This window comes from Sulfuricurvum sp. (assembly GCF_030691015.1).
GTDB lineage: Bacteria > Campylobacterota > Campylobacteria > Campylobacterales > Sulfurimonadaceae > Sulfuricurvum.
In genome coordinates, this window is the sequence record NZ_JAUYFF010000019.1 from 17914 (window position 1) to 40172 (window position 22259).

General features: G+C 38.4%; 18 protein-coding genes and 1 tRNA gene. 10 read left to right on the forward strand and 9 right to left on the reverse strand.

Translation table 11 applies throughout. The features are described from left to right. Positions 1–164: 164 nt before the first annotated feature. From Q8O20_RS10885 to Q8O20_RS10915, 7 genes are read left to right on the forward strand one after another with little or no spacing between them, the layout of a single operon-like run. Entirely contained in the window at positions 165–2909 is a 2745-nt protein-coding gene (locus Q8O20_RS10885) for a DEAD/DEAH box helicase family protein (RefSeq protein WP_305531186.1), read from the forward strand. Then, positions 2909–4558, forward strand: coding sequence for a type I restriction-modification system subunit M (locus Q8O20_RS10890; protein ID WP_305531187.1), 1650 nt, complete (start codon positions 2909–2911; stop codon positions 4556–4558). The genes Q8O20_RS10885 and Q8O20_RS10890 overlap by 1 nt, the downstream gene beginning before the upstream one ends. Then, positions 4555–6030, forward strand: a complete 1476-nt coding sequence (locus Q8O20_RS10895; protein WP_305531188.1) for a restriction endonuclease subunit S — start codon at positions 4555–4557, stop codon at positions 6028–6030. The genes Q8O20_RS10890 and Q8O20_RS10895 overlap by 4 nt, the downstream gene beginning before the upstream one ends. Next, positions 6027–7634: a restriction system-associated AAA family ATPase gene (locus Q8O20_RS10900; protein WP_305531189.1), complete on the forward strand. Its 1608-nt coding sequence runs from the start codon at positions 6027–6029 to the stop codon at positions 7632–7634. Before Q8O20_RS10895 ends, Q8O20_RS10900 begins: the two co-directional genes overlap by 4 nt. Continuing rightward, on the forward strand, positions 7635–8741 hold the full coding sequence (locus tag Q8O20_RS10905; RefSeq protein WP_305531190.1) for a hypothetical protein: 1107 nt from the start codon (positions 7635–7637) through the stop codon (positions 8739–8741). Beyond that, positions 8738–9427, forward strand: coding sequence for an HNH endonuclease (locus tag Q8O20_RS10910; protein ID WP_305531191.1), 690 nt, complete (start codon positions 8738–8740; stop codon positions 9425–9427). Before Q8O20_RS10905 ends, Q8O20_RS10910 begins: the two co-directional genes overlap by 4 nt. Continuing rightward, the gene (locus Q8O20_RS10915) at positions 9427–9963 is read left to right on the forward strand and encodes a hypothetical protein (protein WP_305531192.1); all 537 of its coding nucleotides are present in this window, start codon (positions 9427–9429) and stop codon (positions 9961–9963) included. The genes Q8O20_RS10910 and Q8O20_RS10915 overlap by 1 nt, the downstream gene beginning before the upstream one ends. Positions 9964–10452: 489 nt before the next feature. On the opposite strand, the gene Q8O20_RS10920 is transcribed toward Q8O20_RS10915, so the two are convergent. The 7 genes from Q8O20_RS10920 to pyrF form a co-directional block, all read right to left on the reverse strand. Beyond that, the gene (locus tag Q8O20_RS10920) at positions 10453–11454 is read right to left on the reverse strand and encodes a primase alpha helix C-terminal domain-containing protein (RefSeq protein ID WP_305531193.1); all 1002 of its coding nucleotides are present in this window, start codon (positions 11452–11454) and stop codon (positions 10453–10455) included. Positions 11455–11463: 9 nt separating this feature from the next. Continuing rightward, a complete protein-coding gene (locus Q8O20_RS10925; protein WP_305531194.1) occupies positions 11464–12702 on the reverse strand; it encodes a hypothetical protein in 1239 nt (412 codons plus the stop codon). Beyond that, positions 12699–12878 (reverse strand): AlpA family transcriptional regulator, encoded by a 180-nt coding sequence (locus Q8O20_RS10930; protein WP_305531195.1) that lies wholly within the window; start codon positions 12876–12878, stop codon positions 12699–12701. Before Q8O20_RS10930 ends, Q8O20_RS10925 begins: the two co-directional genes overlap by 4 nt. A 398-nt stretch (positions 12879–13276) precedes the next feature. Next, positions 13277–14539 (reverse strand): integrase arm-type DNA-binding domain-containing protein, encoded by a 1263-nt coding sequence (locus tag Q8O20_RS10935; RefSeq protein ID WP_305531196.1) that lies wholly within the window; start codon positions 14537–14539, stop codon positions 13277–13279. Positions 14540–14738: 199 nt separating this feature from the next. Beyond that, a tRNA-Ser gene (locus Q8O20_RS10940) sits at positions 14739–14828 on the reverse strand. Between the two features lie 71 nt (positions 14829–14899). Continuing rightward, positions 14900–15046 (reverse strand): hypothetical protein, encoded by a 147-nt coding sequence (locus Q8O20_RS10945; RefSeq protein ID WP_294894477.1) that lies wholly within the window; start codon positions 15044–15046, stop codon positions 14900–14902. Positions 15047–15096: 50 nt separating this feature from the next. After that, positions 15097–15780, reverse strand: a complete 684-nt coding sequence (gene pyrF, locus Q8O20_RS10950; RefSeq protein ID WP_305531197.1) for an orotidine-5'-phosphate decarboxylase — start codon at positions 15778–15780, stop codon at positions 15097–15099. Between the two features lie 170 nt (positions 15781–15950). On the opposite strand from pyrF, the gene Q8O20_RS10955 reads away from it, so the two are divergent. Continuing rightward, complete coding sequence (locus Q8O20_RS10955) at positions 15951–16517, forward strand: YceI family protein (protein WP_305531198.1); 567 nt, start codon at positions 15951–15953, stop codon at positions 16515–16517. On the opposite strand, the gene Q8O20_RS10960 is transcribed toward Q8O20_RS10955, so the two are convergent. Beyond that, positions 16518–16919 carry a hypothetical protein gene (locus Q8O20_RS10960; protein ID WP_305531199.1) on the reverse strand — a complete coding sequence of 134 codons (402 nt, stop codon included), beginning with the start codon at positions 16917–16919 and terminating at the stop codon, positions 16518–16520. It abuts the gene before it with no gap. A 1-nt stretch (position 16920) separates the two neighbouring features. Then, a complete protein-coding gene (locus tag Q8O20_RS10965) occupies positions 16921–19539 on the reverse strand; it encodes a valine--tRNA ligase (protein ID WP_305531200.1) in 2619 nt (872 codons plus the stop codon). 213 nt (positions 19540–19752) lie between these two features. On the opposite strand from Q8O20_RS10965, the gene fliW reads away from it, so the two are divergent. Further along, entirely contained in the window at positions 19753–20136 is a 384-nt protein-coding gene (gene fliW, locus Q8O20_RS10970; RefSeq protein WP_305531201.1) for a flagellar assembly protein FliW, read from the forward strand. A 35-nt stretch (positions 20137–20171) separates the two neighbouring features. Continuing rightward, a complete protein-coding gene (locus Q8O20_RS10975) occupies positions 20172–22250 on the forward strand; it encodes an ATP-dependent helicase (protein ID WP_305531202.1) in 2079 nt (692 codons plus the stop codon). Positions 22251–22259 lie beyond the last annotated feature (9 nt).

The window sequence follows — 22259 nt, forward strand, 5'->3', positions numbered from 1 at the left end:
TTTAAATAGCTATATTTACTTAACAATAAAGCATTAGTAAACGTTCATCTATTATTGACAGATAAAGACATAAATATTTTCACGATCTTAAAATATCAAATTAAAAAAGGTTAACTTTTATTTAAGAACGCTAAAATATATAAAACTTTAGCCTGAAGTCCTTTATGAACGAAAAAATAACGCGAAAACAATTAATTGATCAGCGTCTAATGCAAGCTGGTTGGCATCTTGAAGACAGAACTCTTGTTGTAGAAGAGTTATATCTTGCAACAACCAATGAATATGTTGATTATGTTCTTTATGCTAAAGATGGGAAACCATTCGCTGTTATCGAAGCTAAAAAAACTTCCAAAGATGCTGAACTCGGCCGCGAGCAGGCTAAACAGTATTGTCAAAATATTCAACAATCATTTAATTGTGAATTGCCATTTTGCTTTTATACAAATGGCAACGATATTTACTTTTGGGACATAGGTAAACATCCTCCACGCAAAATACACAGTTTTCCAGAGCGTCAAGACCTTGAGCGTCTTCGCCATATCCACATATACAAAAAACCCTTAGCCCATGAATTTATTAATACTTCAATAGCCGGACGTGATTATCAAGTAAGCGCCATACGTTCGATTATGGAAGCAATTGATAAAAAACGTCGTAACTTCTTGCTTGTAATGGCAACCGGTACCGGTAAAACAAGAACGACGATCGCATTGGTCGATGCGTTGATGCGTGCTGGTTACGTCAAACGCACACTTTTTTTAGTAGACCGTATAGCTCTTAGAGAACAGGCACTCGATGATTTCAAAGAGTATCTCCCAAATGAACCTATTTGGCCGAAGTTTGGTGAAAAAGCGATTGCCAAAGATCGCCGTATTTACGTCTCCACTTATCCAAGTATGCTCAATGTCATTCGTGATGAAGAACAGACGCTTTCATCACACTTTTTTGACCTTATTATCGTTGATGAATCTCACCGTTCTATTTATAATACCTATGGTGAGATATTTGATTATTTCGATGCAATGCGTCTTGGACTAACCGCAACTCCAACCAATGTAATCGATCACAATACCTTCCAATTATTTGATTGCTCTGATGGATTACCAACCTTTGCTTTTTCATACGAAGAAGCACTTTTGCATGAACCCCCGTATTTGTGTAACTTCCAAGTTATGAAAATTAAAACCAAATTTCAAGATGAAGGTATTAGTAAACGTACCATCAGTTTAGAAGATCAAAAACGCTTGATCCTTGAAGGGAAAGAGATCGAAGAAATCAACTTTGAGGGTAGTGATCTCGAAAAACGAGTGATTAACAAAGGGACTAATCAGCTTATCGTTAAAACATTTATGGATGAGTCTATAAAAGATAATGATGGCGTTCTCCCCGCTAAAACTATCTTTTTTTGTATGACTAAAGCGCATGCCAGACGTATAGAAGAACTTTTTGATGAACTCTATCCCGAATATGCCGGTGAACTTGCAAAAGTTATGGTGTCTGATGACAGCCGCGTTTATGGCAAAGGCGGTTTGCTCGATCAATTTAAAAACAAAAATCTTCCACGTGTTGCTATCAGTGTAGGGATGCTCGATACGGGTGTGGATGTACGAGAGCTCACCAATCTAGTATTTGCAAAACCTGTCTATTCCTATACCCGTTTTTGGCAGATGATAGGTCGAGGCACACGACTATTAGAGCCTACCAAACCTAAAGCATGGTGCACCAAGAAAGATCATTTTCTTATTATGGATTGTTGGGATAATTTTGAATATTTCAAACTCACACCTACGGGGAAAGATCCAACTTCTTCAGTACCTCTTCCCGTCAAGCTCTGTGAAATACGTATCAATAAAATAAGTGTTGCACTGGATACAGCGCCAGAGATTTCCGAAAAAGAGATCACAAAGCTCAAAAATGAAATTGCCCATTTACCCGAAGGATCGATCGTCATCCGTGATGCGAGAAATGATCTTGATCAATTAGATGAAATCTTTTGGAACAACTTGGATGAGGCAAAAATAGCTTATCTTCATGACAAGATTCAACCCCTTTTCAAAACCATGGTCGGTGTTGATTTTAAAGCTATGCGTTTTGAAAAAGACGTACTTGATGCTTCTTTGTCAAAACTGGCAAATGATGAAACCAACTACAAAAAACAAACCGACTCTCTAATAGCTCAAATCTCAGAATTACCTCTTTCGATTAATATCGTAGCCCATCATGAAGATGTCATTAATGAAGTTTTAAAACCTTATTTTTGGGAACATGCGATTGATGAACAGTTTGATGGCGTCAGCGAAGAGCTTGCCCCTTTAATGAAGTACAGAGAGGTAATAGATGACGGTCAACAAACTAGACTTAACATCAAAGATATCATCAAAGAAATAGAATATGTAGAATTTGGTGCATCCACTGAATCAGTTAGTATCTCTCAATATAAAGCGATGGTAGAGCAAAAGATCAGTGAGCTACTTGCACAAAATCCAATTCTCCAAAAGCTCAAAGAAAAAGGTACGATCAGTGAAAATGAGACCCGTGAGCTTGCGATAGTATTAGAGCATGAGTCTCCACATATTACTATTGATCTGCTTCGCCGCGTCTATCAAAATAAAAAAGCACCGTTTTTAAAACTCATTCGTCATATCTTAGGTATCGAAATGCTAGAGAGCTTTCCCGATACGGTGAGTGCTTCCATCGACAAATTTATACTGCAACACACGACTCTCAGTAAGAAGCAGTTAGAATTCCTCAATCTGTTAAGGGATTTCCTTATAAAACAGGGTGATATACAGAAAAAAGATTTTATTTCCGCACCTTTTACCGTGCTGCACCCAGACGGAATACGAGGGATATTTTCACCGCAAGAAATCAATGAAATATTAGATATGACAAAGGAACTCGTCGCATAATGTTACAAAACAATCCTCAGCTAAAAAGCCTTATAGACAAACTATGGAACAAATTCTGGGCTGGTGGCATTTCTAATCCGCTGACGGCTATCGAACAGATTACTTATTTGATTTTTATGAAGCGTCTAGACGAACTGGATACTAAGCGAAAAGCTAATGCTGAGTGGACAGAAGAACAACATATTTCTATTTTTGATGGTGTCTTTCCAGAACCTACTGAACAAGAGATTGAAGATTTTGCAAATGGTAAAGCAGACACTGTAGTTCGAGTTAAAAAACAAACATTACGTTGGAATTATGTCAAAGAGCTTAAATCTGAAGAAATGTTAACACATATACAACAATATGTTTTCCCTTTTATTAAACAACTTGGTGGCGAGAGTTCCCATTTTGTTAAACATATGAAAAATGCGGTCTTCATCATACCCTCTGCATCATTATTAGTAGAAGCAATTAGCATTATCGAAGATCTATTCAAAGAAATTGATAAAGATGCCAAAGAACAGGGGCATGCTTTTCAAGATATCCAGGGTGATGTTTACGAAATGCTTCTCAGTGAGATTGCAACAGCTGGGAAAAATGGACAGTTTAGAACACCAAGGCATATAATCAAACTCATTGCAGAACTGGTAGAGCCAAAACTTGGTGACAAAGTGGGAGATCCAGCATGTGGTACTGGTGGCTTTTTGCTTGGAGCATATCAGTACATTGTTTCATCATTGGATACTGAGGGTAAATTCGCCCAAAAAGACGAAGATGGTTTTACACGTAGCAGCACTAGCGCATTACTTACCGCTGATGTCAAATCAAGTTTAGATGGTTCATTCCATGGCTATGATATAGATGTTACGATGGTACGTCTTGGGCTCATGAACCTCATGATGCACGGCATTGATGATCCGCAAATTGATTATATGGATACCCTCAGTAAAAAATTCAACCATAGTGAATTAAATTCTTATGATGTAATCTTAGCAAACCCTCCTTTTACAGGAAACTTGAATAAAGGTGAAATAGATAGTGAATCTTTAACGTTAAATACCACTAAAACCGAATTATTATTTATCGACCGTATTTATACTTTGTTACGACAAGGTGGAACAGCAGGCGTTATTGTTCCACAAGGCGTACTTTTTGGTACTGGAAAAGCTTTTCAAGAAGCACGAAGAATAATGATTGAAGAATCTCAGTTAAAAGCAGTAATTAGTATGCCAAGTGGTGTTTTTAAACCTTATGCTGGAGTTGCAACAGCAATCCTGATTTTTACTAAAGCAGGTGTTACTGACAATGTCTGGTTTTATGAGATGGTGAATGACGGTTATTCATTGGATGATAAACGTACAAAGATTGATAAAAGTGACTTACAAGATATAGCAGATAAATATAAAACACGTAATGTAATGATTGAAAATGACCGAAAAGCTAAGCACTTTTTTGTAACTAAAAATGAAATTAGCGAAAATAACTATAACCTTAGCCTTAACAACTATAAAGAAGAAGAGTATACAGAAATCCAGTATGAAGCTCCTTTGGTAATTTTAAATAAATTGCTGAAAAATGAGATTGGAGATATATCTGAAAATGAGCTAAAAAAAGTTAAAAGTGGTATCGTACGAGAATTATTGGAGCTAAAGGAGATGATTGGGTGAAAAATACTGTCATTAAATCTATCTCAAAATTTGCGGAAGTTATTACTGGTGGGACACCTTCAACCGGAAAGTCTGAATATTGGGATGGTGATATTCCTTGGTTAAATTCTGGCGTATTAAATGATGGAGATATTAAAAAACCATCAAAATACATTACAAAACTTGGTTTAAAGAATTCATCTGCTAGGTTAATGCCAAAAGATACTGTTTTGATCGCATTAACTGGAACTACAACAGGTCAAGTAGGCTATTTATCATTTGAAGCAGCTGCAAATCAATCAGTCACGGGGATTCTTCCATCAAGCCAACATCATCCTCGTTATCTCTATTACTATCTAAAATCGAAGCGATCTAAGATACAAGGCGATACTTTTGGTGGTGCACAGCCACACATTAATCAAAAATATATTAAGGATTTTAAAGTTCCCCTGCCATCTCTTGAGTATCAAATCCAAATTGCTACAATTTTAAGTCAAGTTGATGAACTGATTACAAAACGCGAAGATAGTATTAAACTTCTCAATGAATTGCTTATGAGCACTTTTTTAGATATGTTTGGAGATCCTGCTTTAAATCCTAAGAGTTGGAATATCAAAACGTGTATAGATGTCGCATCATGTATAGTACCAGGGAGAGATAAGCCAAAATCATTTACGGGAAGTGTTCCTTGGGTAACCACAAATGATTTAGTCAATAAAGGAATTATGAAAATATCTGAAGATCACCTAGGTTTATCTATTGAAGAAATTGATGAAGTAAAAGCTAAATTAATTCCAAAAGGAAGTGTTATATTCACATGTGTTGGGGACTTAGGGATTGTAACTATTAATGATGAAGCTATAGTTATTAATCAGCAATTACATGCCTTTCAGCCTTCTGATGATGTAAATAATATCTTTATGATGTTTAATCTTAGTTTTCAAAAAAATTTTATGTACAAGTATGCATCAAAAACAACTGTCCCATATATGAATAAAACTACTTGCAATAGAATCCCTATTATTTTACCTCCAAAATATCTCCAAGATAAATTTGCTACCATTGTAGAAAAAGTAGAGTTAACAAAAATAATCTATCGGGAAAGTCTAGATCAACTTAATAAGCTCTTTAACTCATTGGCACAGAGAGCTTTTAATGGGCAATTAGATTTCAAAAAGTTTAAAATAGATAATAGTCAATATCAAAATAATGTTGAAAGTATTGCAAAGATTGACAATATATCTCCGTTAGAATATGTAGATGAAAGTAATGCTCCTATATTTGATGAACAATTTTTAGAAATGCTTTTGTTTCAAGCAGATGATGATATCACATTTGAATCCATCAATCATAAACTAGTAAAATTTTCTTTTCGAGAACAGCCAAGTTATGATGAAATACAAAAACATATTTTTTCTTTGATAAAAAAATCAAAATTAGTACAAATATTTGATCAAGAAAGAAATAAAATCGTATTAAGTAAAAAAATATGAAATTATTAAGCATAAAATTATTAGGAGATACAAGTTTTAGAAGTTTGGCTCAAGGTTTTGAAATAAAATTTTCAAGTAAATTAAGTGAACACATACAACCTAAATGTATTATAGGATTAAATGGTAGTGGCAAATCTAACCTCCTAGAATTGTTGTCTGAAATCTTTTTTTATATAGAAGAATATCTTATGCAAGTAGAAAAAAATACTTTGCTTGAAAAAAAAGATTTTGACTTTGAATTAGAATATCTATTGCCACTTTCTAAAGTATCTTTTTTATTACAACTTGGTTTTGAAAAAATTGATAAATACATTCAAGTTAAGATAAGAAAAGAAAATAGTGGATACCCTGTATTTTCAATTAAACGTTATGAATCCAATAAGCCATACATAGTACAAACAGAGCGTTTAGCTAGTTTTTTACCTTCAAAAATTATAGGTTATAGTTCAGGGATGAATGAATTAATAAGTAATCCTTATTTGAAAATGAACTTTCAATACTTCAAAGATTATGAAGAAAGTTTAAAAAATAATTTTACATATCATTTCGATACTAGTAGATTGTTTTTTATGAGCTACGAAAGTAATAATTTAATTGTTGTAGCAAATTTTTTATTGGCCGAATCAAAAAAGTTAAAAATATTCCATCAAGAATTAAAAATCGACTCACTAAACTCTTTTAGAATCAAAATTCGATTTCAAGATTATGATAATAAAGTTATTCTCGTACCTGATGATATTGGAAAAGATATAGAAAAGTTAAAATCATGTGCAACAATATATCATGACCAAGGAATAGGTAATAAAAGAGAAATAGTAATGGATTTTTATGTCGATGCTATGCTGAAAATAGCATTTGAAAATCACTTTATTTCTGCATTTGAATTATTTAAAAGTTTTTATCGCTTGGACTTACTCAATATACATTTAGTACCCAAAAGCATTAGAAATCAAATTTTGAAATCATCTGGCTCATTAAATATTTCTCAGATTATTCCTTCAGCTCCATCAAAAAAATTATTTGACTTTGAATATATTAAATTAAATAAAGAAAATACTTTTGAACCAGTTCTATATGAGAATTTATCGGATGGGGAACACCAGTTTTTACAAATTTTTGGTTCATTGAGTATGCTTAATGATGAAGGGAATCTTTTTTTATTAGATGAGCCGGAAACGCACTTTAATCCAAATTGGCGTTCAAAAATGATTAGTATTATAAATAATTTGTTAAATGAACAAGAAAGCACTGTTAAAAATCAAGAAATTATTTTAACAACGCATTCACCTTTTATTCTGTCGGATAGTAAAAAAGAAAATATTTTTAAATTTAAAAAAGAAAATGGTAATGTTAAATATGAAAGTTTTGAGAATAGTGAAATCAAAACGTACGGAACGTCAATTAGTGATTTACTTGAAATGTTCTTTGAAAAATCAGAATCAATTGGAGCGATGTCGTATGAAGAATTACAAGAAATAATTTCAAATATTAAGACAATAGAAAATTATAATGAAGCAAAAAAGAAACTTAGTAAATTTGGTGATTCTATAGAGAAATTTGATGCATATAATTTTTTAAATCAAAAGAAAATGGAACTAGAATAATTGCTATTTTTTTATAAACCTTTACACAACCATAAAATTGAAAAGCTACATCATTATAATAGATATTTTTTTATTGGTTTATTTACATTTGAACCAAAATTTGTTCATTCTAGATTACTAATACACCCTGATTTTGAAGAAATTTATACATCCTATAAAACAACAATAAAAGACCATTTGGAAAATATTCACAAAGTCTATATTGCATTATCTTCACATGATAAAGAACTTGTTAAAAATGCATTTTACAACAATCAATTAATTGAAGATATTTGTAAATGTTCAATTAATCCAGTGAGCTATTCTGAATTACCTAAAGAGATCAATAATTTATTAGAAGAATATTTAACTAACTTATGGTCATTACTTACAACAAAGGATGCTAAAAAAAATATTAAACTAAAAGAACAATGTGGAAATATATATGAGCACTATTGTGACTTATTTAAAGATAAACGACAAATATTTACTGTTTGCCCGGTCTGTGGCATTGAAGAATTATTAGAAGAATATGACTCTTGTAACGATGAAAATGAAGAAAATCAAACAAAAGCCAGAGAAGCATATGACCATTATTTGCCAAAATCACTATATCCCTTTATGTCTATAAGTTTTGAAAATCTCATACCAATCTGTCATCACTGTAATAGTGATTATAAACATAAATATAACACACCATACGATGGAAGCCATAGACAGAAATGTTTTTTCCCTTATTCATCTGGTAATAATAGTATTCAAGTCAATATCCAATCTGAACATATACTCAAAGCTTTGAGTTCCTCAAACAGTTGGTTTATAGAGTTAAATTCACCTAATGATATCCAAGAAGAAATAGATTCTTGGGATCGAATTTTTCAAATTAAATCAAGATATAAAAACCGGATAAAAACAAAAGAAGCATCCTGGAAGCAACGTCTTTATACTGAATATAAACATGATAGTTCATCGAATACTTTTACATTAGATTCTTTTAAAATTAAAATGTATCGAGATATTCAATTAACTGATCAATCAAGTGCAATTGTTCAAAAATCTTACTATGATTATTTTTTAAATAATTTATTGCCATCATATATGGCAATGGAAGAAGAAATGAACCAATGACAAAAGCACAAAAATACCTCGAAGCCCTCAAAACCTTTGATGACTGGATCATTGTCTCCGAATGGGCAATACGTGTTAGTGAACTTTATCCTGATCTCCTAGAAGAAGCCAATAAACAAGCTGAGCAACAGAAAAACGATACAACAGGACTTCGTGAACTGGCAGCACGCATCAGTTCACGTCTCTCTACTGGTGGTTTTGGTACTGATGTAGAAATCGATGAGTCTGAACGCCCTAGAAAGGTACGATATGTCTCGGAAGAATTTAAAAAAGAACGAATCGATCAGGAACTTGCTGAAGATATTGAACCGTTAACCAGAGCTGAGCGGATCAAACAAGATTGCAAAGCGTTAAGTGTCACTGAAGAGTATCGTATAGCGGAGTTTGAAGCCATCAGCAGACAGCTCAACCGGTTTTTTGGATTAGATTTTGAAGTCGATCATGCAATGGCTATTCTCAATCCCGAAAATCCGGGTAAACATCACCCCGATAATCTTCAAATACTCATAAAAGCCCATAATGGCAAGAAACATAAATACAACTGGCAACGCTTTAGTATCGATGATCAAATTGCTTATATAGAAGCTGTAATTAGCTTGCAAACGATCGTTGCGCCGAAATTCGGCATTGAGCTTGAACCCAAGGTGCTAGAAAACTTGATCACTCGATTGCGTGAGGTCTTTTAGTGTTTAATGACTGCAATGCGCTGCTTCCATTTTCCGCAGTATTGTTCAGTGCAGGTATAGCGTATTATATTTACTCACGTAATCGTCGTTACGATAAGGCGAAAGAAAAACTCAAAAACCTCTATAATCCCCTTAATGCACTAATCCAAAAGCGATCAAAATATCTAGCCTTCCTCAACATTCGTGATCGTTCACGCTATGAAATCGAATACTACAATTTCTTTTTAGAACTTCGAGATATTTATCTCGAAAATTCAATGTATGGTACAGTTAAACTCAGAATGGCTTTTCATACCCTATGGCACGCACATGAGATAGAATATAACCTTGTTGATAAAGGCAATTCCTCAGAAGAAGAAATGATTAAACAAATTGCTAATTTTGAGCTAAACCATCGTATTGGTAAAGATGAGAATAGTGAATTTGAACGCAAAATGGAAGAGTTAATCCGAATCATCTCAATAGAGCAATATTATTTGAGCAAAGAGATCATGTTTAAATTTAAAGAAGCAATTTACGACGGTACCAAGGATTGATTTGATTTATCAAAGCGAGTCTCCTTGAGCTGTAGAACGGTTTGCTTTTTGAGAAATGCTTTAGCCGAATCCGAAAGCATCTGATAATCGCTGATGATGTAGTGAAAAGCGACTTGTTTTTTGACAGGGTTTTGGATCAAATAGAGATAGCAATCACCGATAAATGCACGAAGATGATCCCTGCATTAACTTTTTCCGGTTGATTCTCAAATTGATTGTATATATTTTCACAAAATATTTTAAATAACCTATGAAATATTATCAAGTTGTCTTTATATTCTTCAACATTTCAACAAACTCCTTGAAGCTTCGGGTGTTAGGTGTTTTTGGCTGTTGAAGATACCAATCAACATAATTTAAACAATCAACATCCTCTTTTTCCACTTTCCGGAAATTCCGGTTTTGTTCTAATTTCCGTACCCACCTAGCAAAATCCTCCGGTTTGGGAGGAAAAGGCGGGGGATGCCAATAATAAACTGTATATAAACTCTATTTCTGCCATCGTAATTTAATGAAATCGCCATAGGTAGAATTGAGTGAAGTTACCGAAATGCTGAGGTTTCTAGCGAGTTCAGCTTTGATCGGATTTCTATTCTCTTCCTTGCACTTTAAGAAATATTTAATGATTTGTTTTTTTCTATCTTTGACCAATTTTGCTCTATTGATCTGTGCTTTTTTGCTTCCGCTTCTCAGTGTGGCGTTTTGAGATAGCTTGTATATGCTGTTTGTGATCGAGCGTATTTCATTGATCGGTAGGGGTTCATAACACTTTTCATCGTTTAACCGCTTCGCAAAGCTAAAAATATGTTGTTTGGTAGCTTTAGAATAGGCGAATTCCCGACAACAGAGTTTAAAGATAGTGCAGTTGCGATTAGAGCTGATCTTTTGATGTTTACTGACCGATAGATAACTCTTGGAGCTGTAGGAGAAAATTTCACTTGCGAACGCTTCGAGTGGTAATGCGCCTTTTAAATCCTTTAGGTCATAAATGACACTGGTATATGCGATGTGTTTGTGCCGTAGTGGATTTCTAAAAATACCATGATTTTTACTACTGGCAATTTTGTCTAAATCTAAATACCGTATGTACCTAGATTTGATGTCGGAGAGAAAATATTGGGGGGAGTTTTTCGGATTGTGTCCGGCTTGAACGTTTAAAAATCCTTTGATGAAAAACCCAAACTGAAACCCTTTCGTAGTTGCACATATATAGCTAGGGCGTATCTCGATCATTTCCAAAAGCCATTCCTCAAAAATAACCAAATCCCCGAAATACTCAAGTGCCGTTTGACCCTCATGGGTATCTTTATCAAATACCACAATAGTTGTCCGTTCTTTTGAATTAAACTCGATAAATAGAGACGATTTTAATGCATTATGCGTCATTTCAAGAGGCTTAGAATAAGCCCCCGATTTGTTGTCACTGCAATGGATTTTTGGCGGGAGATTTTTGAGTAATAGTGCAAATAAATCGCCTTCATTTGTTTTCATTCATCGCCCCTACTGCTCATTTACGCAATAGCGTAGAACGGTTGTGGCGGGCTGAATTTCGAGAAAGCCTTTTGTCAGGGACAATAAATCTTTTTTCGAAATACGCATCCGTTGTTGAATTTCTCGAATTTTTGGCATAGTTCCATGCTCATTTAGGAATGTTTCGACCAAGTATTTAATCTTCTCAATCTTTTTTTCTTCCCAGATGACCGAGCTATTATCGGTGAGATAGTCGATTAGTTTGTCAATTTGCGGATAGATAATCTGCTTCATAAAAGCTACTGCCAATTCTGTGGTCGAGGGAGTGACGTTCTCGTCCCATTGTCCTTTTTCAAAGCATCTAAGTGCATGAAAAATACGGATAATGATGATAGTGTTCTGAGCGATACGGTTATAAAAAAAACCAAAGTTCTCGTTACCTTCTCGTAGAAAATTGATTTTTATTGATTGTATCTCTTGTTTAAACTGTGTGAGCAGTTCTTTGGAAGTTATACAGTAAGAGACCTCTAGTGAGTTTTCTCGTAAAAATTTCAATAGCTCTACGATTTGTTCATTTATTGCTGATGTATCTATCTCATTCAAACCGATAGGATTAATCTCTTCAGGCAATTTAAGCCGATTGTTAAAAACTATCAAAGAACGGTTGACAAAACCTCCGAGAAGATGGTGTTTCAACTTCTCTTTTGACCCGAAGTAATCGAGTGTCGTTGCTCCTATAAAACTTAGAGCGACAGAAACGACCGAATCGGTAGAGGGTAATTCGGTTTTTAAAACGGGTAGGGTTGTTTCCTCTAAACCGTATAGCTCCGTTACGGTATGAATGATCTCATCATTCGTTTTTAGGCTTAAGCCCAATTCATCATTGATAATCAATTGAGCGGGAACCGTTTTAAAACACTCATACAGTGCCGGAATCGTCACTCTATTGCGATGAATATTCATATATCGCTTTGTTCTCTCTTCGCCGTCATTTGTAGAAGCTTGGAGAGCTTTTTGCTCATTGATGATTGGACGAAGCAATGCTTGGTATTGAAGATCAATGTTATGTGATTTACCCGAACCGGAAATACTAAAATCAAGTAACAACAAAGATGTTTTTCTCATTCCTGCGTGAGAGAGGATAAATCCAAACATACTGATGGCTACTAATGAAACCTGCGCATAATCGGCTTCGCAATATTCCATAACAGTATCGATATGTTTATCCAACAGAGTGATATTGGTAGTAAAAGGAGTCGATGCGTTCATGCAGACTCTTTTGCTTGCTCGATAAAACGGGTTAACTCGTCGATATCGAAAACGGTAACTCTTTGGGAGAGTTTTATGGTATGCAGTTTTTGTTGTTTTGCATATAACCAGACGGTACTCACGCCGATTCCTAAAAATTCGGCAGCCTCAGGGGCTCTATAGTATTTTTTACTCATTGTTTGTCCTTTTATTAGTGGACTCGAAGCTTCAAGATTTGAATACCGCTCTGTTGGATTTATTTGAGCTGTATTGGGCGTGCTTGGATGAAAGTTTACATAATAAAAATGAGCTAAGTGGGCTGTAAAAAAGGTACAGTTAATGAAATTTAAAATAACACAATGGAAGATTTTTTTGATGAGAGTGAAATTAAAGTCCGAGGCAGGAATTACAACGAATAAGCCGACAACCCCTTACTCTATTCCTACAATTGTCGAATGTGCTTTAAGCTCTTATAATTTACGGAGAGATTTTTAAGACGAACCGATTGTATCCGTTGCATGAACGGAACTTTTTTATCATCTAGCATTGAAAGTATACTAAAAATTAACTCATATCAAAATTTGAATAATTTGCATTACTGGCTTTGTCTTGTTTTTAAAGTATCCAAATAATCCGCATACCATTGCATCAGTCCAAAACGCTCTTGAGAGTATTGAGCATGATTGTAAGCCCCTTTTACCTTGTTCCCCTCGACGTGTGCCAAACATCGCTCTATTACGTCGGTGTGGTAGCCATGTACGGTTATGTTTTCGTTTGCTAATGTGCTAAACATTGCGCGGAAACCATGAGATACAATTTCTTCTTTAGAATAACCCAAGCGTCTTAATGCTTGATTCATCGTATTTTCGCTGATAGGCTTAATGGTTGTGTGGAGAGAGTGAAACAAGTATTTACTTTTGTGTTGAGTGTGCGGACGTAAATTATCTAACACTTCTTTTATTTGCTTTGTGATCGGTACGATATGGGGGCGTTTCATCTTCATTTGATCGGCAGGGATCATCCACTCGTTTTTAATCAGATCAAATTCCTCCCATTGAGCGAATCGAATATTATGAGGACGTTGAGCGGTGAGTGTTGCTAATTGTAAAGCACTTTTAACGATTATTTCCCCGTGGTAATTGTCTATCGCGGCTAATAATTTCCCTACCAATTTTGGATCGGTGATCGTTGGCATATTTTTACGTTCTATCTTTCCGATTACAAAGCGTTTATCAATATCTGCAACGATATTGTGAGGGGTGATCTCACGGGTTACAGCATAGCGATATACTTGAGAGATAATATTGAGGGTTCTTAATGCTGTGTCGGCTTTGTTGGCTAGTTTCAATCTGTCTAAACACTCAATTATCATGATACGGGTTACTTCGTTGATTGGTTTATCTCCTACGTAAGGGAAAATATGATTTTCAAGACGTGCCAGCTTAAGAGAGTGATAACGGGGTACAAGTTCACCTGTGATGCTTTCGATAAAATCCCGTGATACTTTTTCAAAGGTATTTAACAATACAACGCTTTCGGCTTTTAATGTCTCCTCCTCGATAATCTTTTGCTTTTTGGTTTCTTTTTTCTCTTGTATCGGATCGATACCTGATGAAACTTTTGCTTTGAATTCGTCACGCTTTGCCCTTGCTTTTGCAAGTGATACAGTTGGGTAACTTCCTAATGTTGTGGTTTTTGGTTTTCCATCAAGGGTGTAGCGTATTTCCCATATTTTCTTAGTATCTGGTTTGATAAGGAGTTGAAGTCCATTTCCATCGGATAATGTGTACTTTTTTTCTTTGGGTTTTGCGTTCTTGATTTCGGTATCCGTAAGCGGTGAAACCTTCTTGTTAGCCATAATCTACCCCTTCTAATGTAGGTTTTAAAACCTACATAATGTAGTATTATCAACAAACTACATTAAAAACTACATTAAGAGAGTGGATGGTGTTGAATAAGACAAATGGGTGTTAGAGGCTAAATAGTGTTAAAAGTGCCTATTTAAGGGTTTTTGTTTGTCTTTTTGGATTGTATTAGAGGGGATTAAATTGATGTGGTGGCGGACGAGGAGAGATTCGAACTCTCGGTACCGTTGCCAGTACGTCTCCTTAGCAGGGAGGTGGATTCAGCCGCTTTCCTACTCGTCCATTTATGTTTAAGAGGGCGTAATTATAAGAACAAGTACATAACAAGCACCTTAAATAGGTGCTTTGGAATGTTAAATTACGGGAGAGTTTTTGGGATTAGCGATAATTTGATCTAAAAGGGCTTGTAATTGCAGTGCGAGAGCTTCATTAGAGGCTTTTGTTTCGGCAATTTTTTCTTTAAGTTTTACAACCAGCTCGATTTTATCCATAAATTTCATGCAGACTCCTTGTAACTGTTTACAAGAAATAAAGCAAGGAATATTCCAATTTATAATCGTGAGAGAATCTTTTCGACTACTGCGGCAGGATTGGCTGCTTTATAAATCGGGCGACCGACAACGATAAAATCAACCTCTTCATCCCTCGCCGTCTCGATCGTCGCAACCCGCTCCTGATCTCCTGCATCTTCGCCGAAAGGTCGGATTCCGGGGGTAAGGGTGATAAATCTTCCGCTCGTCAGTGATTTGATCGAGGCACTCTCATAGGCACTGCAGACTACACCGTCCAACCCCGCTTGATGAGCATCTTGGGCAAAACGATCCGCTTTAGTAGCAATAGTCTCTCCGTATACATGGCAGAACTCACCCTCTTCAAATGAGGTCAGCGCCGTGACCGCTAGCACCAACGGGCGGTTTTCATAGGGGGCTAAACGTTTCATCACTTCATGCATCGCTTTACGCCCTGCGGAGGCGTGGACGTTGAACATATCGACCCCAAGAGACATGATCGATTCGGCGGCATCGGCCATTGTGTTGGGGATATCGTAGAGTTTGAGATCGAGAAAGATTTTAAATTCGGGATTGATCGCTTTGATCGCATCGATAAAAGGCTTCCCGTCACGGATATAGGAACGCAGTCCCACTTTGAGCCATAGGGGGTACTCTTTTATTTTTTCAATAAGGGCTAAATTTTCTTCTTGTGAGGGGAGATCGAGGGCGACACAGAGTTGCATGACAAGCCTTTGGAATATAATGCTAAAAGTATAACCAAGTGAAGTTTTGAAAGGGTTTAGAACGGTGTGCTGTATTAAATCTTAAAAAAAACGTCCATTAGTATTGTATTAATAATTCATTGATAAAAACAGCATACAATGTGTACCTATTTACTCTAAAAGGATTCCTAATGAAACAAAGTTTTATTGCAATAGTTTTGAGCGGATTATTAATGAGTGTGAGTGTTGTTAATGCGGCAGTATATAAAGTTGACCCTTCCCATTCGAACGTGGGTTTTAAAGTCAAACATATGATGATCAGCACCGTAAGCGGGAAGTTTAATACTTTTTCAGGAATGTATGATTTGGAAAAAGGGCAGTTTAAATCCCTAAGCGGTTTAATAAAAGCTGATTCGATTGATACGGGGATCGTAAAACGTGACGATCATTTACGCAGTGCCGATTTTTTCGATACCGCAAAATTTAGCGACATTACGTTTAGTATGACGAGTGCCACAAAAAATAAAATGACGGGTAACCTTACCATCCACGGGATTACGAAAAAAGTTGTTTTGGATATTGATATGGGCGGTGTGGTCGAAGATCCATGGGGGAATCAACGTTCCGGTTTTGTATTGAGCGGAAAAATTAACCGTAAAGACTTTGGTCTAAACTGGAATAAAGCGATCGAAGCGGGCGGCGTTGTTGTCGGGGATGAGGTTAAAATGGTCGTCGAAATCGAAGGGATAGAAGAGTAATTAAAGCATTTTAATAAAGCCGTCCCGCTTGGGGCGGAAGCCCTCTAAATCATCGATAGAAATCCCTTGTTGTTTCCCCCACACTAAAAGACTTCGGCATTTGTACATTTTTGCGTAATCAACCAAATAATCGATCATTTCACGGCTTAGATGCTCACAGCCGCTATAGGTCACAAAATCATCCACGATCAAATGTCGCCCAAGTTCTAAATTCTCCCGTATGCTCACTCCCGCATAAATTTGCAGTTCTCCCCGTTGATACGCACCGATTGGTCGGTAGTCTTTGGGGTATTGCGAGGTGATAAAGGCATCGAACGCTTCGGAGGTGAGCTCGGGACGCAGTGTTGTGAGGAGAGCAAACCCCTCAACCAGTTCAGAAGCGGAGAGTTCCCGAAATTGCAAACTAGTTGCCTAATGAGCTGAGTTGAGCGTCAATTTTACCGATTTTATCTTCGGCATCTGAGAGTCCGTTACGATTTTCAGCAATAACGGCTTCAGGGGCATTGGCGACGAAACGTTCATTGGAGAGCATACCTCGCAGTTTATCCACCTCTTTTTGAAGCTTTTCACGCTGTTTGGTGAGTCGGTCGATGATCGGAGAGAGATCAATCGCATCGGTTGGGAGATAGACTTCGACAGTGTCTCCGATATCGCTGATGGCGTTGTCGATTTTAGTCTCGGTAAAGTGCAGTGTTTCGACTCTCCCCAAACGGACGATAAACGGTTCCATCATAGCATGATCGCCGCCGCATTTGAGGTAGGCGAGATCAATTTTTTGGTTCCCGAGATCGACGAGGGTTTTGGCACGGCGGATCGTGACGATCGCATCCATGATGATGGCAAATTCTGCTTCGATCGCTTCATCGACCGCTGTATTCTCAGGATACGGCATAACCATAATTGAATTCCCCTCTTCGAGGGTTGTTCCTGAGAGTTCATGGTAGAGATGCTCGGTGATGAACGGCATAAACGGATGGAGAAGTTTCATGGACTCTTTAAAGATGCTTCCCAGCTCGTTGACGCTCTCTTTGGACGCTTTCCCTAGTTCGATACCCCAGTCGCAGAATTCGTTCCATAAGAAGCGATAGAGTACCGTTGCCGCATCGTTAAAGCGGTATTCGTCCAAGAACGCTCTCGTCTCTGCCGTTGCACGATGGAAACGTGAGAGCATATAGCGACCCAACGGAGTCGTGATCTCTTGATCGGCTAAATCTTTAAATGTCGGAACATTCATTTGCAAGAACTTTGAGGCGTTGAAGAGTTTGTTGGTAAAGTTACGGCTTTGCTCCAGACGCTCATTGCTGAGGCGGATATCACGCCCTTGAGCCGCAAGGACAGCCAACGTAAAGCGGAGTGCATCGGCACTGTACTTTTCGACCATATCGAGCGGATCGATAACGTTCCCTTTGGATTTTGACATTTTTTGCCCGTGTTCATCCCGCACCAATGCGTGGAGGTAGATGTGTTTAAACGGCAATTCTCCCGTGAAACTCTCCCCCATCATCATCATACGCGCAACCCAAAAGAAAAGGATGTCAAATCCCGTGATAAGGAGGGTGTTCGGATAAAAGCGAGCCATATCTGCACTTTGGAAGAGTTGATCTTGCGCACTGTCGCCGTTCCCCCATCCCAGAGTCGAGAACGGCCAGAGAGCGGAGCTGAACCACGTATCGAGAACATCAGGGTCTTGAGTGAAGTTTTTACTTGCACAATGAGGACACGAAGACGGGGCTTCTTCTAAACTTGCCCATTCATGATTACAATCATCGCAGTAAAAAACAGGGATACGGTGTCCCCACCACAGCTGGCGAGAGATACACCAATCACGTAATTCACCCATCCACGCGTTGTAGCTGTTGATCCAGTGAGGAGGGAAGAATTGAGTCAATCCCTCATTCGTTTTATCGATTGAACCGCGTGCTACCTCTTTGCGGACAAACCACTGTTTGGAGATGTACGGCTCAACGATATTTTTACAGCGGTAACAATGCCCCACTTGGTGGGTATGCTCTTCGATTTTCTCGATAAATCCTGCTTCTTCGAGACGTTTGACGATTACCGCGCGCGCTTCGAGACGCTCCAACCCCTCAAACTCTCCGGCGTGGTGATTCAACATCCCTTTTTCATCGAATACGGTGATGAACTCTAAATCGTGACGTTTGCCCACTTCGTAGTCGTTCGTATCATGGGCTGGGGTGACTTTAACAACACCCGTTCCGAAGTCACGATCAACATGGCTATCGGCGATGATTTTGATATCGCGGTTGATAAGCGGCAAGGTGACGCTTTTGCCGATGAGGTGGAGGTAACGCTTATCATCGGGATGTACCATAATCGCCGTATCACCGAAATAGGTCTCAGGACGGGTCGTAGCCACGACGATATGACCGCTTCCGTCGCTGAACGGGTAGCGCATGTGGTAGAAGTTACCTTTATGCTCTTCGTGTTCCACTTCGATATCGCTCAATGCGCCATCATGCGTACACCAGTTAACCATATAGTTACCGCGCACGATGAGGTTTTGGTTGTAGAGGTGGACAAATGCCTCTTTTACAGAAGATTTCAGCCCCTCATCCATTGTGAAACGCTCACGGCTCCATGCAGGAGATACCCCGAGTTTACGCAGTTGTGAGACCATAATCCCGCCGCTCTCCTCTTTCCACTCCCAAACGCGCTCTAAAAACGCTTCGCGACCAAGTTCTTCTTTGGTTTTCCCCTCGGCTAGGAGCTGTTTTTCCACGACGTTTTGGGTAGCAATTCCCGCATGGTCGGTTCCCGGCTGCCAAAGAGTCATATAACCGTCCATCCGTTTGTAACGGACGATGATGTCTTGGAGAGTAAAGGTGAGACCGTGTCCGATATGAAGCCGTCCCGTAACGTTCGGCGGAGGCATCATGATGGCAAAATGTTTGTCCGGCTTTGCGATCGTCTTATTCCCGTCGATTTCGAAATAGCCTCGATTCTCCCAGATAGGATAGTAGGTCTCTTCAATATTTTTGGGATCGTAGTGAGTAGCGGACATAAATAGGCCTTGATTGGAAAATATGGGCGAATTATATCAAATTTTTGAGGAACGCTAATTGCTTAAATCATTGATATTATTGTTTTACCATATATACAGAAAGTTATTTATTGTATATTAACTAAATATAATATTTAAATGTTATTTATCATAAGTGTGTGCTAGAATGATTTTGCTAAAAAAGCAGAAACATCTTGATAAAAGGATAAAAAAATGCAATACGAAGTAAAGTCAACGATATTAGGGTTTGATCAAGTAACGAAGGTAGAACTGAGTGAAATCGATGAGATGTTTGCCACTCTTAAAAGTTGTGACGGAAGTAACATTAGTTTCACGGTTGTGAATCCTTATCGATTGCGGGAGTACTCTTTTGATCTATCTATCTCGATAAGAGAATTACTGGATATCAATGAAAATTCCAAGGTAGTGGTATATAATATCGCAGTTATTCAAGATCCGCTCGATGAATCGTGCATCAACTTCCTAGCCCCGCTTATTTTTAATCAAGACAACGCGACTATGGCACAAGCGGTATTAGATGTGAAAAATCACCCCGGTCTCGGTTTAGCCGAACCGATCAAAAAATTTAAATCATAATTTAGCCTCATATTATAGGGGCTTTAAGGAGCCTCTTGCCTCTCTCGCGTCTCAACGATCAGCAATATACCGCCGCAACCGCCCCTTATGGACACAACCTTATTATCGCTTCGGCAGGGACGGGAAAAACCTCTACGATTGTGGGGCGTATCGCCTATCTGATCTCTCAAAACGTCAAACCCGAAGAGATTTTACTTTTGACTTTTACCAACAAAGCTGCGGCTGAGATGGTGGAGCGGGTAGCGGCATTTTTCGGTCGGGAGATCGCTTCGAAGATCGATGCGGGGACGTTTCATGCGGTAAGCTACCGATGGCTTAAACGCAAAGAGGGGAAAGTCGTCCTCAAACAGCCGCGTGAACTCAAAACCCTTTTTCGAAGCGTCTATGAGAAACGGACCTTCAGCCACATCGACTGCGCCACTTCGGCGTACGGCGCCAACTATCTTTACGATGTCTATTCGTTTTATCAAAACACGGAGATGAATGTCAATTTTGAAGAGTGGATTCTGACCCGTCAGGATGAACACGCGGTGTATGCCGCCATCTATGCCGATATCATCGATGAGTTTGAAGCGTTGAAAAAAGAGTACGGATTTGTCAATTTCAACGACTTACTGCTTCATATGCGTGCTTTGGCATTGGAAAGTGATTTAGGGTACAAAGAGGTATTGATCGACGAATACCAAGATACGAATGCCCTTCAGGGGACACTGATCAACGCTATGCGTCCGCCGTCGCTCTTTTGTGTCGGAGATTACGATCAGAGCATCTATGCCTTTAACGGTGCCGATATCTCTATTATCGGCTCATTCACGACCAATTTCCCGGATGCCGAGGTTTATACCCTCAACAAAAATTACCGCTCCACGATTCCGATCCTCTCCCTTGCCAACACCGTGATCGCCTACAATGAGCGAATCTATCCCAAAGCCCTTGAAGTAACGCGCGACCACGAAGCACAAAGCCCCGCATTGCTCATTTACGATGAACTCTTCGATCAGTATCATGGGATTGCCCAAAAAATCGGGGATTCCTCTACCAATCGTGAAGAGATCGCGGTGATCTTTCGGAATAACGCTTCGGCGGATGGGATAGAGGCGACGTTGCGTGAGATGGGGATACCCTGCCGCCGTCGCGGAGGCACCAGTTTTTTTGATTCGAAAGAGATTAAAGCCCTTTTGGATATGTATACATTGCTCGTGAACGAATCGGATATGATGGCATTTATCCATCTGTTTGATTACGCCAAAGGGGTAGGGAGTGCGATTGCCAAAGAGCTTTTCGTCGCCTTGCAAAAACTGGGGAAAGGCTCTTTTGTCCGAGGATTGTACTCCCCTGATGCAGAGATTAGCAATCCGTTTGAAAAACGGCGATTGAACCATCAGTTGGGACTGTTTGATGATTATGCGGAGCTCGGCAGTGCAGGGCGGTTTGCAAAACTGGGGTTTGATCCCAATTTTATGGGTAACCCGATTTTAAAACACGCGAAGCTTTCCAAAGATTCGGCCACTTTTTTACACGACCTGTTTACCCTTTTTCGTCAATTACGGGATATTAAAGAGCCAAAAGCCGCGGTTCAAAAAATAGCCCTTTCAGCACTCTACGGACATGTGATTGAGCACTTGTCCCATCGTCGTGCCATGACGGAGAACGGCTCGATCGATGAGAAGGCAAAGAGCGAATCACAAGAGAGAATCCGTCGAAAATGTACGATTTTATTTGAACTTTCCCGTCCCTATAAAGATCATGAACGTTTTTTAAATGCGATGGTATTGGGGTCTCAGGATTTGACGCAGGGTGAGGGGGTACATCTGCTGAGTATCCACGCTTCAAAAGGGTTGGAGTATCAAGAGGTTTATGTCATCGATTTGATGGACGGTCGCTTTCCCAATCGAAAGCTGATGAGCCGCAGCGGAAGTATCGAGGAAGAGAGACGGCTCTTTTATGTCTCCGTTACACGGGCGAAAGATCGCCTCTTTTTGAGCTACGCAAAGTATGACAAAATCAAAAAAACCAATTTTGTCCCCTCACAGTTTTTATTTGAGGCGGGGTTGATCCCCAAAGACGAAATGTATGCGGCACTGGTCGCGAAGGGTACCAACGAAGAGGCTTAAAAAAATCTC